The following is a 16,070-nucleotide window of genomic DNA, read 5'->3' on the forward strand; positions in this document are numbered from 1 at the left end:
CCGGATAAAAACTGCATATAGTCTCAACACATTTTATAAATTGGAAACTCGCAGCACTTCCGCGATAGAAGTAACCCCATTCAACACTTTCAAACAACCATCCCCCTTCAAAGTCCGCATACCACCTGCAATAGATTCACGACGGATTTCGTTTGAGTCTGCGTTCCGTAAAATCATACTTTTAATCGGGTCATTCACCTGCATAATTTCATATACAGCCTGACGTCCCTTGTACCCTGTATCCATGCAGTGCGGGCACCCTTTTGCACGATACAAAGTTTGACTCTCCATCTGACTGGCCATTACTCCACACTCCACAACACCATCAGCTGCAGCGGTGTAGGCTTCTTTACAATGTGGACACAAAATACGCACAAGGCGTTGAGCAACGACCACACGCAATACGGAAGAAAGCAAAAAAGGCTCAACACCCATATCGATAAGACGGGTGACAGCACTGGCTGCATCATTTGTATGCAATGTTGAAAATACTAAGTGACCGGTAAGTGCCGACTGAATAGCAATATCCGCAGTCTCTTTGTCTCGAATCTCACCAATAAGTATGACATCAGGGTCCTGACGTACAATAGAACGTAAGCCTTCCGCAAAAGTAAGCCCCGTTTTGTGATTCACCTGAATCTGACCAACCCCGTCGAGCTGATATTCAACCGGATCTTCAATAGTCATAATATTCTTGTCTGGTGAGTTGATATCACTCAACGCCGCGTAAAGGGATGTGGTCTTACCACTACCTGTAGGCCCTGTAACAAGAATAATACCATGAGAAATACGAGTGACCTTTTTCATAATCTCAAGGTCGTCGGAGCCAAGCCCTAACTCGGTCAAGCTCAATACTTTGGAAGTTTTTTCCAACAAGCGCATTACCACTCGTTCTCCATGGGATGTAGGCAGAGTAGAGACACGCAAATCAACTTCACGGCCACCGAGAATCAACGCAATACGACCATCCTGCGGCAGACGTTTTTCCGCAATATTGAGTTTCGCAAGAATCTTAATTCTCGAAACAATAGCGGCGCTAAACCGCTTATCAAAACGATGTTTGTTGTACAGGACACCATCCAGACGAAAACGTACACGTAACGAATCCTTACACGGTTCGATGTGCACATCACTTGCCCCTGCACGAACGGCTTGTGAGAGCACCATGTTGACCAGCTTAACCAATGGCGCATCACTCGTATCATCAAGCAGATCATTCAGTGCATCATCATCAATTTCATCAAGCCCTAACTCGGTTGCATCACCCAACACATCGCTTACATTTGCATCTTCTTGAGAATCACCAAAGGCGCGGTTGATTAAAACAGTAATCACATCCCGGGGTAGAAGCACAGGAGAGGGAACGCAACCAAGGAATAAAGAAAAATCATTTAAAGCGGTTAAAGAATACGGATCAGCCATTCCAACAAGAACACCGGTATCACCTCTGAGCGGAACAACCTGATGCTTTTTTAAATAGGTGATCGAGAAGCGGCAGATAAGCTCCGTATCAATCATCTGTTCAGGAATAGTTGCCAAGATATTCAACCCATAGAACTCAGCCTGCGCATTTTTAAACTGAATTTCTGTGAGAATTTCATTCTCTATTACAATCTGCTCAAAAGTTTTTCCCTGCTCAGAAGCCTCCTGCTGCAACCAAACAATATCGTCTGCTGTAACCAAATGTCTTTCCACAAGAGCATGTTCTAGCGTTCTCATATATAACTCTACTGAATAAGCACAGGAAGTAACACTTGAGGTTCACTCATTATAGGCAGTCCCAAACCATCTCTGCCCACCCGCGTGACATGAACACTAAGACGTTTTTCCTTAGCAAGTTTTGCGGCTTCATCAAAACTGTTAATGATGTGCGGTGTAATAAAAATATATAAGTTGCTCTTTGCATTACTTTTCTTCTTCTGCTTAAACAACCAGCCAAACAAAGGGATATCACCTAATCCCGGAGTAGAACTATTGTTTTTAGTACCATCTTCGCTCAACAGACCTGCTATCACAGCGGTTTGGCCATCCTTCATGCGAATAGTGGTCTCTACTTCACGCTTACGGGTTGTTGGTGCGACAAGGCTCTGGCCATCCCCCACAGATACAAGCGAATTAAGAACACGGCTTACTTCCTGTGAAATTTCAAGTTGCAGAGTCTGGTTCTGCCCGATGCGTGGAGTAATTTTTAGCTTAACACCAACATCCTTGTAATCAACACTTTGAGTATTGATACTGGTTGCAGTAGTAACAACTGTCTCTTTAACAAACGGAACGTTATCAACAACTGCAACATGAGCTTCCTCGTTATCAAGGGTCAGCAGCTGTGGTGTCGCCAGAATAGAGTAATCGTTGTCGCCTTTAACAGCACTTAAAATGGACTGGATACTGTATTCTGTTCCACCGATAGAAAAGGCATTTTCAATAATAGCTCCAACAGAGCCACCAGCAGGAAAAGAAGGAAAACCAGATCCGCTTGATGACGGCAAAGTAACAGTCCCACCACCTTGATTGGACGACCCAAATAAATAGACTTTGCCGGCTTCTTGCCCACCAGCCCAGTTCACGCCGAAAGAAAAGTTCGAATCACTGGAGGCTTCCATAAGAAGAGCTTCAATGAACACCTGTTTCCGTTCAACATCTAATTTTTTTATAGTCTTCTGGAGAATTGTAAAATCATCCGGACGGGCAATAATCACGAGGCTGTTTGTAGCCTTGTCTGCTACAATTTTAACCTCACGGGAAAGAACTTTTTCTTCCTTAGTCTTTCCCTGACGTTCAACTAACGTATTCACAACCTTAGCAACATCTTCTGCTTTCGCATTTTCCAGCGAAATGAAATGAATATCCCCCTTGCCTGCCGGAGTCGGGATATCCAAAGTCTTTATCATAGTTTTCACAGTCAGCATCGTTTCTGGATCAGCAAGTACCAATACGAGATTCGTGCGTTCATCCGCCTGCACAAGCGCCATAGCCTTTTTGCCAAATTTTTCCTGTTCCTTAACTGTTGTCGTCAGGATATTACTCAAGTTTTCCGCGACGCTTTTTGAATCACCATATTTCAATGGGAACTGTCTGAACTGAGGTGCGTACTGTGACTTATCTATCTCATCAATGACCTTGCGAGCCTCTTGAATTCGAGCATATGGCGCAGTAATAATCAGTGAATTTGTTGGAGGATATACAGTAACAAGCCCATTGTTACCCACAAGTTTAGGAAGGACTTTCCCAAGCTCCAACGCACTGGAATGCTTCAAGGAAATCAGCAGAGTGACCAGTTCATCACCTGCGGGCTTATACTTTCTTAAGGAAGATCCCGAGGTAATAGTTGGCACACCTTCGCTGCGCCCCACAGCAAGCGGAAGAATTTTAAAAGCTTTTCCACTTGGGACAATGGCAAAGTTATTCACCTGCAGCACCGATTCAAACACCCGGTATGCTTCTTCCATGCTTACTTTTGACGGAGAATAAATTGTAACCCTACCGCCCACACGATTGTCTACAATGAAATTCTTTCCGGTCAGTTCACTAATAAATTTGATCAGAACATGAATGTCCACTTTCTTGAAATCCATACTGATATATGCATTCTGCGACGCACGACAGGAACAGACTGTTGTAAAAGAAAGAATACAGGCAACCAAAATCACACCAACAATTCGTACCATCTTATTTGTTATCATCGTTTTTTACTTCAGCCTGAATGTCAGGGTTTGGCTTTTTCCGTTCCGAATAATATTCAGGGAAACATCATTTTTTTCTAGCATAGACATCAACGAAGCTGCATCACCAAAGGATGTTAAAGGGGTTCCATTGGCTTTTATTAGCAAATCACCTTTACGTAATCCCATGTCATACAAAAAACTTTGTGTTTGTAGTGATTGAACATACAGTCCCCTTGTTTTTCCTCTTGTCTGCGGAACAATTCGAACACTGCTTGCAACCTTACTTACGTCTTTCAATTTATTTTTAACATAGCTTCTAGCAACAATAAGCTCCTTAGGGTTGCCTGTTATGTTCTTTGTAGACTTAGCATCTATCAAAAGACGTTCTTTTACCTTTCCCCGCTGCAAAATAATCTCGCGCCTCTTTACATCGGTGATTTTCCAACCACCAATTGTTGAACCATACCTGTACAGAGATTGTTTGTTTTTATACAAAACAATTGCCCAACTTTTAGAAGGTGTTTCTGCGCATATTGTTCCAAGCAAATAAAACCCACGCTGACTAACCGAAAGAGCCTGCTGAGTAATACTATTCACGGAATTATTTCGTTCAGGAGCTGGAGGAACATTTTTTACTTTTAAAAGATTTCGTTGCTCAATAAGCTCAAAAGAACTTAATGCGGCCCGCCTCTCTGAAATTGCAGTAGAAGTAACATTACGTGGCGCATACTTTGTCGGCACACTCTGCTCAGCAAAAAAAAGTGCAAAACAGGCATTGGCCATAAAATATGAGCTTACTATAATGACCCCTAATTCAATGAAAATTTTTATCTTATCTAAAGAAACGCCTGACATTTAGCTCTCATCAATTGAAAAATGTAAAAATTCCAAGTAATAACTACGGAGTCTTGCATTGCAAATCGTATCAAACGATTTAGGAAATTCTTATGACAGCACGGCAAGAAATTGAAAATGCAAACAACCTAATAAAAATACAGCCTTTTTAAATATAATTCAATATAACTCTCTAGCCCCCCTTGCTGCATCGACTTAGCGAACGGAGGCAGCAAACTCAACAACCGAATTTCAGCTTTACTATACACGGTCAGAAATGATCCCCCCATAAATTCAGAATGCTTCTCGAAAGAAAATTTCTCACTCTTACACACATTATTAAAATGCTGAATGGGTAAGCTCAGAAAAGTAACTTGACCCCATTAAAAAAAAGAGAATTAGATGCATCGCATCCGCCCTGAAACACCTCCCCAAAAAAAACGTCACCATGGCAATGCCGGCTTCACTATCGTCGAAGTTCTGGTCGCCTTGGTACTCTTAGGGGTCGCTGTCATGATGACCATTACCCTGACCACACAGAATCAGGACAATCTTGCCCAAACGCGCTGGCAGGACACTGCAATCATCCTTGCACGGGAAAAACTCTTCGAACTAGAACAAGATGGCTTCTCTGCAACCACTTCAAAATATGGTGATTTTGGATCGGAACACCCGGGATTTGAATGGCAAGCATCCGCACATGCCACGAACAAAACAAACATTTATAGATTGCTCTTGACTGTCTCAGTGGGGAAAAAAGAAAACTGCTATGTTACCATTGAAAAGCTTTTCAAAGAATAGGGCAGCAACTCAGGTGCATCGTTCTGACAGACAAGCAGGTTTTACCTTGCTTGAGCTGCTCATTGCCATGACGTTAATGGCAACCATCATTACAACTCTTTTTGCACTCTTCAGCAATGTACTGGACGCATCACAACATGCGAGAAAACGCATGGTCTACGATCAGGCTGGCAGAACTGTTTTGAGCATCGTTGAAGACGATTTGCGGTATATGCTTCCAGATATGAAGACTGACGGGTTGCAATTTGATGCAACGCTTGAAAGCGAAGGTTTTGCTGAGCGTAACCTGCTTGGGTTTGCCACGACTTCTTCACTCGCCTTCCATGCAAATGATCATGTTCGTACACTGCAATATGTTACCTATATTCTGAAGGAACAAGATAATGATCTCTACACACTTATCAGAACAGAGCACTCCAACCCCACTGTCACGGGAGATTTCACTGACCTGAAATATCCATTACTTGAAGACATCATCAAATGCTCTTTTGAATATTATGACAGCGAATACAATGAATTTATTAAAGATTGGGGTGTAGAAAAAAACATTCTTCCAACAGCCATACGAGTCAACCTTGTTCTGGGCAACAAAGACGAAAAGTACCAATACAAACTCACGGTGCCACTACCACAGGAAGAGAATAAATAATGCGATCAACCGCCACACCCCCTGCCTGTAATAAAGAACAGGGTGCAATTATCATTATTATCCTGCTTGTACTTGTAATTCTTTCTTTTCTTGCCATGGAACTATCCAAGGAAACACTTATAGACCACACAAGCTCTGCCGTTGTTAAATCATCTATTGCTGGAAATGCATTGTGTGATTCCGGCCGGCTACTGGCAAAAGAAATTTTGATCACCGATTTGAAAGAAAGCAGTGGCGACTATAACTTTGAAGCATGGGGATCTTTTGATTCCGAACTAAAGGAAATCTCAAAAGAACTTGTCAGCGGATCACTGTCTGGAGAAATTACAGACGAAAATGCTCTCTTTCCTATTAACAAGCTTGCGCTGCTTGATCAGAATACAAAGCAACAGACTGAACAGTACCAAGCTATTTTTCTGCGCATGCTAAAAACACTTTGCACTGATCTGGATATCACATCAGGCACGCCGGAAGATCTTATGACTTCCATCCGTATATGGCAGGGTGAAGAACTTGCCAGAGCCTCAGAAGACGACACATGGTATCTGGCTCAAGAAACAGCATATACCAGAACCAAAAAGCCGTTCCGCTCTCCTAGTGAAATTCTGTTGTTATACTGGCCGAATGCCCAAAAAGGCGACCTTGAAAAACTCTACTACGGCACTGACGCAATAAAAGGCCTTCGTGATCTCATAACTGTTTGGGGAAGAGGACCTATTAATATGAATACAGCATGCGATGCGTTAGTTTACGCCACCCCGTCCAGTGATGAACATGAGGAAGAATTTCTGGCCCAAGCTACTGCCTATCGTAACGATCCTGCCAACAACTTTGAAACCGCATGGTACCTCAACACGGCCAAGCTCTGCGGTATTCAGGAAAAAGATATTCCAAATGAAATCTTAAGTTTTAAAACTAACACATTCCGCGTCAATCTCACGGCTCAAATTGGAAGTGCCCACAAGCGGGAAGTGATTATCCTACGCCGGACGATTAAAAAAATCACCCTGTTGGGAAGTTATGGGGAATAACAGATCCAAAAAAACAGCCAGAACGAATGGCTCCTTAATTGTTATTTACCTAAAACCCTCGTTGGTGAAGCCGTGATCGCATGTTTGTTTACAAACACATACTCTTCCTGAGGGTAAATAATGCCATATATATAGTTTTGTTCTTCAGTGGGGATAATTGTGGGCTCAAAAGCTCTAGCTGCTATTATTAAACATCGACCTTCACAGATCATTCGGTTCAATGACATTACATCATGCTGGTTAAGCAACCTAAAGCACATGTTGAAGTCACTTAACGTATACGCAGCTATAACTCTCGGAGCAGGTATTGGTTGTTCTACCAAAACACCCCACTGAGAGCAGGCACAACAAAAAAGCAACAAACAGAATACCAGATACCGCATAACAGCCCCCTTCGTTCTACTTACTACACAGAGTAGGTGTTAGGTGAAGTTAGCTCAAGGGTATGTACCAAATTGTTTGTAAGGTAACGTTCCTATCGTTGCGCTCTCTGAATTTCTTGATGATGCAAAAGTGTCCAGAATGAACAAGCTTACACCTTGTCGGCTGAAAAACAAAAAAGCTCTTACACTTTCGTGTAAGAGCTTAAATTGCTTTGGCGTCCCCAAGGGGATTTGAACCCCTGTCGCCTGCGTGAAAGGCAGGTGTCCTGGGCCAGGCTAGACGATGGGGACGCTTGAAAACTTGCATTTTTCTAACGAAGCAAAGTGCAATGTTAAGAAAAAATTGGCTGGGCTACAAGGACTTGAACCTTGATTAACGGAGCCAGAACCCGTCGTCCTGCCAATTGAACGATAGCCCAGCAAGTGAGAGGTGTTTTTATGGAAATTGCTTCACCTTGTCAATACAGAAATTATTTTTTTCTGATCGTTATCCTCTTCTTGCATTACGCTTCTACAGAATCCACCGTACGTATTTTCAATCTTAACTCGCTCATTTTTGCGATTTATAGCCTGTCACCGAACAGGGAATACAACCTGCATCAACAATCACTTTCTGTTTACCGCCAAAGCACCTGCAAAGCGCTAACCCAACGGGGCAACACGTTCCGGCATTACCGAAATCCCCTTTCTTAACATCCCGCAATCATTACGCGAACAACTTCCCACTCTCCATAATACCTCATGTTCTATAGAAAGAACGTTTACGTAAGCTGCTGTTTGCTATATATAGTAACTAGATACGGTATGAAATTGTACACCACGGAATGCAATACATTATATAATGTTAGCTGAGCCGTTGCTTTAACATGACGAGGGGAAGTCGAAGTAGCGGGTACATTTCATAGATAAGCACCGTACACCTGCAAAGGGAGTTTGAATGAAGAAAGATTGGACACCGGAACAAACAGAAAAACGCCGTCTCATTCTTGATGCAGCACGGGAGTTATTCTCTAAAGAAGGCGTCAGCAATGTATCCATGCGACGCATTGCTGCAAAAGTAAATTACAGTCCGGCACTCATTTACCGCTACGTAAAAAACAAAGAAGAATTACTGGATCAGCTTCGGACTGAAGGCTACCAAATTCTTCTGAACCGAATGTCAAGACTTGAGGTCGATCCCGATCCTATCAAGTACCTTACCGATCTTGCTGTTGAATACAGCGGGTTTGGCGTTGATTACTGGGAATATTACGACCTTATGTTCCACATGCCTATTCAAATTTCTGAGGACGGCACTGTACCGGTAAAAGGCTATGAAGCTGTACTCGGCATGGTCAGAAATGCTGTTGAACAAGCCATTAAAGCCGGTCATTTTGCTGGATGTTCTGTTGATGAAGCTATGTTTATGTCATGGTCACAGATTCACGGTTTACTTAGCCTCTATATTTCAGGTCGTACACCGTTCCACATCGGTGAAGACCGGGCAAAAGTAATGTTGCAAGAAATTCCACGTCACTTCCTAAGAATAGTCGCAACGGGTAAAAAATAAGCTGTTGCTAAATCTTTGCAGTGGTTACAACTAACACTGCGCTACCATTATAAAAAAAGGGCTGCCCACATTCCTAGGGCTGCCCTTTTTCATATTCAATATGCTGACTTCTAATCTGCATAAAAACTAGCTGCATTGTACTCCATGCAGTACTGGCAAATTCCTAATCTGAGGATTCTCGATCTGTCTCTGAATCACCTCAGCCTGTGTCATAAGCCAAATCTCTTTGCTACGACTCAATCCTTTTCTCTGTAATAATGCTACTATTTCCACACAGACAGCTTCTATTGCTGCTTCAGCTGTACTAAGTACATCTGCACCCTGTGTAATATCCAGTGACAATACACCATTGAGTTTTGCAGCAATGGATTCCCCGTCAGGAAGATCATTCATTCCGCGAAATGCCCACTTGTAAAACGGCATGTATTTACCATGCATCAAGTATAATGCAGCTATTGTGGATTCTACAAAACGCGATACAGCAAGTAACGCTGCGGCATCGTTACGCTTAAGCATACGTAGTGCATTATACTGTCCACTCTGCGCCATAACAGCCAAACGAGCCGCAAGTTTTTTCTTCATGACATCGTCAGGGTAAAATTCAAGCAGAGCATTACGGAATGCGGTGAATTCCCCACATGGATCAGCAAACACCTCACCGTTTGTTGCGACAGCTAAAAAATGCTCAGGCACTGTATACCATTGCTGCCAAGTCGAGAGAGGTTGCCCGCTGTTAATAAAGCGTTTGAAAAATCCTTCAGTAGTGAACAGTCCTACGCGTCCATTTCGCAACGGTGGAGCCATCCGCACCGGACACCCCTTAAATTTTGAAGGCAGTCTTGCAAAAACAGACTCCAAAAGAGGTTCAACTTGAGCAGCTATTGACTCCGAAGCCCATACACAAAGTCCAGCTCCCCAATCATGATCTTGCGAAAATTCATCATCAAACCCAAAACATTCAGACCCTTCACCGACAAGACCAATAGCGAGCTGATTGATATAGTCCGGCAACTCGAGTTGCAGCATCGGAGCCACAATCTCGTGATAAAATTCTCGTGATAACGTTAACCCTTGCATGGATCCACCTTCTTTTCTACACGCTAACTCTGATGAAGTTTTTCACGTCTGCGAGCTTCTAACTCTTCAAGCGTACCTAATCCCATTCGAGCATAAAAATTAGAGTAACGTTTACGAGCCAAGTTCTCACCACGGCTTAGAGCGCTATCCACACACGCCTGATATAAATCAAGACTGCGCTCGGACAACGTCTCCATTTCTGCAGGGAAATACATATCAAATCGAGCAAGAGATTGAGGGAATAACAAAGGAAATTCCTGAAGCAACTCCTGCATCCATACACGCTCTGTTGCAGTTATCTTCCGGACTTTATCCATGTTGGGAGAAACACACGGAATAAGATCATCCATACGGGCATATTTCTCAGTCATAAAGTTACGCCCGACGCGTTCAGCTTCAATAAGATCATCATTGTACGATCCAATATATTCATCTGACAATACAGAAAAAATCATCCACCGCCACCGACGGAACATATCAGGATTTTCCTGACAGGAAGCTGTGCCACCCATATTTTTAGTATTAAGAAACATAGCCAGCTCGCGTTCAATTACATCATGAATCAATTCTTCACGATTATGATTGGTTTCCATGCAACAATACCTTCCGAAAATTTAAGGAATAATTCTTTTAAAAAGCATCCCAACCACTATCAGGGATATCCACCAACAATCTTGGTGGTACCTGACCCCCTGTAAAGAGAATACTGGGATTTTCTGCTTCTTTACAAACCAACATAACAGGATAAAAAAACACGAGCCGATTCCGTTGCTTAGCATACTAGAAAGCAACAGAACCGGCTCAATCAAACGGGAGTGATGTGTGACATGAAAACATGCCTCATAGGCTATTATAAATTGGCCACTCAATGTATACGTTCAAAAAACACTTTGTAAAAAAAATATAAATAGCCTTGCAGCGAACCAACTTATAATAAAAACTGCAGTGCGTTTCCAGCAATCTTCAATCCAAGAACTGCCATCAACACAAAGAAAAATTTTCGGTATGATGCTTCTGAAATAAATCCTGAAAGATAAATCCCCAGCTTGCTTCCGCAGACAACAGCTGGAACAGATACTGCGTACAAAGTAAGCGCGTATATATCAATATTACCGATTACGACCTGTGTAGAAACGATAAGCACGCCGGTTAAAATAAACCCCGCACTGAGAATCGCCTTTACAGCATTTTTGGGACAGCCACAGTATGCGGTATACACTGCAAGCGGCGGGCCATTAAAGCTGAATGCCATCCCTAGAGAGCTCGACATAACACCGGCAACGTAGCCCCACGCAGGATTTATCACCCGCCCTTCTTTCTTTTCAAAAAACAAACTCCAGACAGCATAAAAAGCAACAAATGCCCCCATGCCAAACCTGAGCAGCAGCTCCGGTGCAAACTGTAAGGCATACGCGCTTAATACAACACCGGGAATAGCTCCCAGAAGCAACGTCTTTGTATACCGCCACTCAATATGCTTGCGATAAATCCACCCTGCATGGCAGTTCAACGTTAGCACAATCATTGTTGCACTGGGTACGAGTAGTGATACGTCCATTACGTAGCTGATGATTGGCATGGCAACCATGGCAGCGCCAAAGCCGGCTAGACCATTTACAAAGCCGCCGACAAACCATCCCATCGCAATAAATAGTAAGTGTTCCATTGTGTAATTTTTCGACGAACCAGAGCTACTGCTTCATCTTACGGAAAATAGTAGTTCTGTTTACTTTCAGCACTTCTGAGGCTTTATTCACAGAGCCATACGTATCAAGAGCCTGTTGAATAACACGGCGCTCCAGATCTGCCATAATTTCTTTCAACGACTTTCCGTCGTCTTTTGCATCAAGCTCAACGTTTGGCAGACAATCCATCGGGTGGCGGGAGTTAATGGAAGGCGGCAGGTCATTTGCTGTAATTTCAGAGTGTTCCAACGTTACAACAAGGCTCTGAACAAGATTCTCTAGCTCACGGATATTGCCCGGCCAGCGGTATTTAAGCAGCAGTTGCATTGCATCACGGGCACAAATGATGTCTTTCTTGTATTTTTCACCGTAGATAGAAAGAAAATGTTCAACAAGACCGGGGATCATTTCAGTACGCTCACGAAGCGGTGGAATCTCAACAACTGCTACACGCAAGCGGTAGAATAAGTCACTTCGAAAATTGCCCTTGCGTACTTCTTCTTCCAAATTACGGTTTGTTGCAGCGATAATGCGCACATCAACTTTTTTAGCTACGGATGCACCAACGCGCACAACTTCCTGGTCTTGCAGGACGCGTAATAACTTAGCCTGCATGGAAAGCGGAAGTTCACCGATTTCATCAAGAAAAACCGTTCCGCGGTTAGCCATTTCAAAATGACCAGGCTTGCCCTTAGAAGTAGCACCAGTGAATGCTCCAGGCGCATACCCGAACAGTTCAGATTCAATAAGATTTTCAGAGATACTGCCACAGTCAACCTTCAGGAACATTTCGTCCCTGCGTGGACTGCTGTCATGAGCCAGACGCGCAAACCAGTCCTTACCAACACCAGTTTCACCAAGCAGAAGCATGGTGGCGTCAGTTTCTGCAATGCGCTTAATAAGGGCCACAAGCTTCTGCACCTGAGAATCAAAAAACATATTGTCAGGATTATGATCCGTAGAATCCTGAGATGTCAGGTGTGCGAGTTTTCTGGAAAACAGAGAAATTTGTTCTTTTTGCTGGGCTATCTGCTTACGCATTTGCCCGATGAGCGTAATGTCACGCGCGAGAGTAACAACGAGTACAAGATCACCGTCGTCATCAAAAACAGGAAAGCCTCGCAAAACAAGTCTCTTACCGGTCTTTAGCTGCTGAACAACAGTCGCAGGTTTACCTGTTTTTACAATTTCAGGGTTAAGAACAGCATCAAAAATGCCGCTGTCTTTTAGATACCGGACATCCTTACCACGTAATTCGCCCTCAGTAAGACCGGTAAGGCGCTCATACATGGAGTTTACAAACAGCGTTTTGCCGTCCTTATCCGTAATATAGATGCCATCATCCAGTACTTCAAAGATGTGCCGGACTGAAGCTCCAATTTTATCTAAATAGGTATTATCCACCATAACCCCTTCTCCCTGAATACTGTCTGTGCAGGCTGCTTTCGCAGCCTGCACAGACAGTTACTGTAAGACAGGTTTCCCCCGAAGCCGAAGGTACTTTCGTTTTACTCGAATGTTAACCGACTTGTTTTGCGATTTCCACAAGCGGAAGGAATACTTCGTTATCAAGAGATACATCGCCCATTGGGTACTCACGACCAAGGTTAGTGTACTTCTGAGTACCAAGGCGGTGATATGCGAGCAATTCGTATTCTACGCCAAGGTCTTTGATGTAATCAACAATAGCCTGAATATCTTCAGGCGTGTCGTTAAAGCCCGGAATTACCGGAGTACGGACGCGAATTGTAAGTTTTGGATGAGCTTCGCGCAGTGCTTTAATGTTCTTCAGAATAAGTTCGTTGTTTACACCACAAAATTCTTTGTGCTTTTGCGGATCCATGCTCTTAATATCCATCATCACGTAGTTCAGATATTTACCTGCTTCAACAAGAGTTTCTGTCTGAACATGACCACAGGTTTCTACTGCAGTTTTAATGTAGCGACGTTTTGCTTCTTTAAGCAAGGCAATAGCAAACGTAGGCTGAGCAAACGGCTCTCCACCACCAAGTGTAAGGCCGCCTCCGGAACGTGCATAAAACATTGCGTCTTTTTCTACGGAATCGATGGCTTCTTTCACAGTCATCTCTTTGCCGTAGCTAATCAGTGCACCAGCAGGACACGCCTCGGCGCACGCCATGCAGTTTGTACAGGTATTCCAGTATACAGCGATTTTATCGTCTTTTCCCTGAGTGAGAGAACCGGCAGTACAAACCTCTGCACAACGCAGACATTTTGAAAGAGTCAAACACTTACCCGGGTTGTAAGCAAGCTGAGGTTTAAAAGACTGAGATTCTGGGTTACTGCACCACTTACACGAAAGAGGACAGCCTTTCAGAAAAACAACGGTACGAATTCCCGGCCCGTCATGCACGGAGTATTTCTGAATATTGAAGACTTGACCAGTTGTGTTTAAAATTTCTTTTTGAGTCATTGCAGTAATCCTGTAAGTTAAGCAGTTTTTTCTGATTAGGGAAAACGGACGCCCGTATAGGTGAACAGACGTCCGTTTTTTCTTAAGTTAATCTACAAAAAGTAGAGGAATTGCCGGGAAGTAAGTAATCAGTAAAAGAACCGCTATCATAAGCCCTACAAGCGGCATTGCCACTTTGGAAAGCTTTTCAATTTTAGCGTCTGCAACACCACTTGCAACGAAGAGGTTTACGCCAACAGGCGGAGTTACAAAGCCGACAGCAAGGTTAACTACCATTACAATACCGAAGTGGACAGGATCTACGCCAACTTTCATCACAATAGGGAGAAGAATTGGAGTAAGAATAACGATAGCTGCAAGAGCTTCCATAAAGGTGCCAACAATCAGGAGAAGAATGTTGATGAGGAACAAAATCATCAGCTTGTTACTGGTGAGACTCATCATCGCATTTGCGATTGTTGTAGGCACCTGCTCAATGGTCATGATGTTACCGAAAATGGTAGCCATCGCCATAAGCACGATTACGATCGCTGACGTAGAACAAGCTTCCATGAAGCTTGGCATCAGGTTGCTGAAGTTAAGTTCGCGGTACACGAACACACCAACAATAAGACCGTAAAACGCTGCAAGTGCTGCAGCTTCGGTAGGAGTCATAAATCCACCGTAAATACCACCAAGGATAATTACAGGAACCATGAGCGCCCACTTAGCATCCCAAAATGCATGTATGAACGTAGATGCATTACGTTCTCTTTGTTCGCCTTTCCAACCACGTTTCCTAGAGTAAATGTAGGCATATGTCATAAGCGCAAGGCCGGTAAGAATACCTGGAACAATGCCGCCCATGAAAAGCTTACCAATGGATACCTGTGCAGATACACCATATACTACAAACGGGTTAGATGGCGGGATCATAACGCCAATAGCACCAGATGCTGCGACAATAGCAGCAGCAAAGAGCTTATCGTATCCACGCTCAACCATCGCCGGAATGGTCAAAGATCCGATCGCTGCTACGGTTGCAGGACCGGAGCCGGAGATAGCAGCAAAGAACATGCAAGTGGCAATAGTGGCTAGAGCCATACCGCCGTGTAAAGAACCGAGCATCTCATCAGCAAGGCTCAAAAGGCGTTTGGAAAGACCACCGGCCCCCATAAACACGCCCGCTGCAATAAAGAACGGGATAGCCATGATCGGGAAACTGTCGATGGATGTGAATGTAATCTGTGCCACATACTCAATCGGCAGAGTTCCGGTTGCGTAAATGGTTGCAGTAGCTGCAAGCCCTAAACCAATGGAGATAGGTACACCAATTACGAGGAAAAGGAGGAAGTAACCGAACAGCACAGGAAGGGTGTTCAGATCTTCACTAATAAGTACCGGAGCTGCGACAAGTGCTGTGAACGCAAATCCGATAAGAGTATCCAGAAAACCGCATTCTTTTGCTTGCTTGTACATATCCTGAAGCAGACGTACCCCCATGAGTGCAAAGCCGACAGGAAGAATGAGGTACGGGATGAAATAACTCATGTTGGTGGCTGGTGCTACCTGAGGAAAATCTAGAAGCATCTCAAGGTGGTTCAGCCCCATATAAAATACAACTGCAACAAGGATAAGGAAGCAAAGGTCTACAACAATCCAGCTAATTCGCTGAATACGAACCGGAAGGCGATCGTAAACGATATCAACTCGAATATTGTTACGGTTTTTAATTGCTACTGGAATAGCGAGATATGAAATCCAGATAAAAATGAAACGAGCGAGCTCCTCAGTCCAAATTGCCGCGCTGGCGTCGGAAGAAAAGTACGCTCCTATGTATCTATAAAATGTCTGAAAAGTAATAATGAGAATGATGCTGAGCATCCCCGTAAAAAGAAACGGTTTCTCAAAGTTATCGTCCAGCCAGGTAAGCCAGGACTTCTTTTCTGCGGTCTGGGAAAGAGTTGTCATTGTGTCTCCTAG

The 16,070-nt window shown here is 43.6% G+C and carries 13 protein-coding genes and 2 tRNA genes; 4 read left to right on the forward strand and 11 right to left on the reverse strand.

Annotation, left to right across the window (positions count from 1 at the left end; genetic code table 11):
* Window positions 1–33: 33 nt before the first annotated feature.
* Genes gspE through F461_RS0105240 form a run of 3 tightly spaced genes read right to left on the reverse strand, consistent with a single transcriptional unit; the run spans window position 34 to window position 4,520 of the window.
* Entirely contained in the window at window positions 34–1,719 is a 1,686-nt protein-coding gene (gene gspE, locus F461_RS0105230) for a type II secretion system ATPase GspE (protein ID WP_020000101.1), read from the reverse strand.
* Between the two features lie 8 nt (window positions 1,720–1,727).
* Window positions 1,728–3,683 (reverse strand): type II secretion system secretin GspD, encoded by a 1,956-nt coding sequence (gene gspD, locus F461_RS0105235; protein WP_143154807.1) that lies wholly within the window; start codon window positions 3,681–3,683, stop codon window positions 1,728–1,730.
* Between the two features lie 6 nt (window positions 3,684–3,689).
* Window positions 3,690–4,520, reverse strand: a complete 831-nt coding sequence (locus F461_RS0105240; RefSeq protein ID WP_020000103.1) for a type II secretion system protein N — start codon at window positions 4,518–4,520, stop codon at window positions 3,690–3,692.
* 381 nt (window positions 4,521–4,901) lie between these two features.
* On the opposite strand from F461_RS0105240, the gene F461_RS0105245 reads away from it, so the two are divergent.
* From F461_RS0105245 to F461_RS0105255, 3 genes are read left to right on the forward strand one after another with little or no spacing between them, the layout of a single operon-like run.
* Entirely contained in the window at window positions 4,902–5,300 is a 399-nt protein-coding gene (locus F461_RS0105245) for a prepilin-type N-terminal cleavage/methylation domain-containing protein (RefSeq protein WP_020000104.1), read from the forward strand.
* Window positions 5,269–5,949 (forward strand): prepilin-type N-terminal cleavage/methylation domain-containing protein, encoded by a 681-nt coding sequence (locus F461_RS0105250; protein ID WP_020000105.1) that lies wholly within the window; start codon window positions 5,269–5,271, stop codon window positions 5,947–5,949. The genes F461_RS0105245 and F461_RS0105250 overlap by 32 nt, the downstream gene beginning before the upstream one ends.
* Window positions 5,949–6,980 (forward strand): type II secretion system minor pseudopilin, encoded by a 1,032-nt coding sequence (locus F461_RS0105255; protein WP_020000106.1) that lies wholly within the window; start codon window positions 5,949–5,951, stop codon window positions 6,978–6,980. The genes F461_RS0105250 and F461_RS0105255 overlap by 1 nt, the downstream gene beginning before the upstream one ends.
* A gap of 596 nt (window positions 6,981–7,576) precedes the next feature.
* Here the strand turns inward: F461_RS0105255 and F461_RS0105265 are convergent.
* Together F461_RS0105265 and F461_RS0105270 are read right to left on the reverse strand one after the other, a co-directional pair.
* Window positions 7,577–7,654 (reverse strand) — tRNA-Glu (locus tag F461_RS0105265).
* Between the two features lie 53 nt (window positions 7,655–7,707).
* A tRNA-Gln gene (locus F461_RS0105270) sits at window positions 7,708–7,782 on the reverse strand.
* 518 nt (window positions 7,783–8,300) lie between these two features.
* Here F461_RS0105270 and F461_RS17155 point away from each other — a divergent pair.
* Window positions 8,301–8,912 carry a TetR/AcrR family transcriptional regulator gene (locus F461_RS17155; RefSeq protein ID WP_020000108.1) on the forward strand — a complete coding sequence of 204 codons (612 nt, stop codon included), beginning with the start codon at window positions 8,301–8,303 and terminating at the stop codon, window positions 8,910–8,912.
* A gap of 126 nt (window positions 8,913–9,038) precedes the next feature.
* Here the strand turns inward: F461_RS17155 and F461_RS0105280 are convergent, their stop codons facing one another.
* The 6 genes from F461_RS0105280 to F461_RS0105305 form a co-directional block, all read right to left on the reverse strand.
* On the reverse strand, window positions 9,039–9,989 hold the full coding sequence (locus tag F461_RS0105280; protein WP_020000109.1) for a DUF4037 domain-containing protein: 951 nt from the start codon (window positions 9,987–9,989) through the stop codon (window positions 9,039–9,041).
* A gap of 23 nt (window positions 9,990–10,012) precedes the next feature.
* Complete coding sequence (locus tag F461_RS18535; RefSeq protein ID WP_020000110.1) at window positions 10,013–10,582, reverse strand: DUF4125 family protein; 570 nt, start codon at window positions 10,580–10,582, stop codon at window positions 10,013–10,015.
* Window positions 10,583–10,917: 335 nt separating this feature from the next.
* Window positions 10,918–11,655, reverse strand: coding sequence for a sulfite exporter TauE/SafE family protein (locus F461_RS0105290; protein ID WP_020000111.1), 738 nt, complete (start codon window positions 11,653–11,655; stop codon window positions 10,918–10,920).
* A 25-nt stretch (window positions 11,656–11,680) separates the two neighbouring features.
* Window positions 11,681–13,081, reverse strand: coding sequence for a sigma-54 interaction domain-containing protein (locus F461_RS0105295; RefSeq protein WP_020000112.1), 1,401 nt, complete (start codon window positions 13,079–13,081; stop codon window positions 11,681–11,683).
* A gap of 112 nt (window positions 13,082–13,193) precedes the next feature.
* Window positions 13,194–14,108: a (2S)-3-sulfopropanediol dehydratase activating enzyme gene (gene hpsH, locus F461_RS0105300; RefSeq protein WP_020000113.1), complete on the reverse strand. Its 915-nt coding sequence runs from the start codon at window positions 14,106–14,108 to the stop codon at window positions 13,194–13,196.
* Between the two features lie 87 nt (window positions 14,109–14,195).
* Window positions 14,196–16,058, reverse strand: a complete 1,863-nt coding sequence (locus F461_RS0105305) for a TRAP transporter large permease (RefSeq protein WP_020000114.1) — start codon at window positions 16,056–16,058, stop codon at window positions 14,196–14,198.
* Window positions 16,059–16,070: the final 12 nt, after the last annotated feature.

Source organism: Halodesulfovibrio aestuarii DSM 17919 = ATCC 29578, from assembly GCF_000384815.1.
In the GTDB taxonomy this organism is placed as follows: domain Bacteria; phylum Desulfobacterota; class Desulfovibrionia; order Desulfovibrionales; family Desulfovibrionaceae; genus Halodesulfovibrio; species Halodesulfovibrio aestuarii.

Bases quoted from the DNA above. Each gene is read 5' to 3' on its own strand.
- hpsH (WP_020000113.1), bottom strand. From the start codon at position 14,108: ATGACTCAAAAAGAAATTTTAAACACAACTGGTCAAGTCTTCAATATT.
- F461_RS0105240 (WP_020000103.1), bottom strand. From the start codon at position 4,520: ATGTCAGGCGTTTCTTTAGATAAGATAAAAATTTTCATTGAATTAGGG.
- F461_RS18535 (WP_020000110.1), bottom strand. From the start codon at position 10,582: ATGGAAACCAATCATAATCGTGAAGAATTGATTCATGATGTAATTGAA.
- F461_RS0105305 (WP_020000114.1), bottom strand. From the start codon at position 16,058: ATGACAACTCTTTCCCAGACCGCAGAAAAGAAGTCCTGGCTTACCTGG.
- F461_RS17155 (WP_020000108.1), top strand. From the start codon at position 8,301: ATGAAGAAAGATTGGACACCGGAACAAACAGAAAAACGCCGTCTCATT.
- F461_RS0105255 (WP_020000106.1), top strand. From the start codon at position 5,949: ATGCGATCAACCGCCACACCCCCTGCCTGTAATAAAGAACAGGGTGCA.
- F461_RS0105280 (WP_020000109.1), bottom strand. From the start codon at position 9,989: ATGCAAGGGTTAACGTTATCACGAGAATTTTATCACGAGATTGTGGCT.
- F461_RS0105295 (WP_020000112.1), bottom strand. From the start codon at position 13,081: ATGGTGGATAATACCTATTTAGATAAAATTGGAGCTTCAGTCCGGCAC.
- gspE (WP_020000101.1), bottom strand. From the start codon at position 1,719: ATGAGAACGCTAGAACATGCTCTTGTGGAAAGACATTTGGTTACAGCA.
- F461_RS0105290 (WP_020000111.1), bottom strand. From the start codon at position 11,655: ATGGAACACTTACTATTTATTGCGATGGGATGGTTTGTCGGCGGCTTT.
- gspD (WP_143154807.1), bottom strand. From the start codon at position 3,683: ATGATAACAAATAAGATGGTACGAATTGTTGGTGTGATTTTGGTTGCC.
- F461_RS0105250 (WP_020000105.1), top strand. From the start codon at position 5,269: ATGTTACCATTGAAAAGCTTTTCAAAGAATAGGGCAGCAACTCAGGTG.
- F461_RS0105245 (WP_020000104.1), top strand. From the start codon at position 4,902: ATGCATCGCATCCGCCCTGAAACACCTCCCCAAAAAAAACGTCACCAT.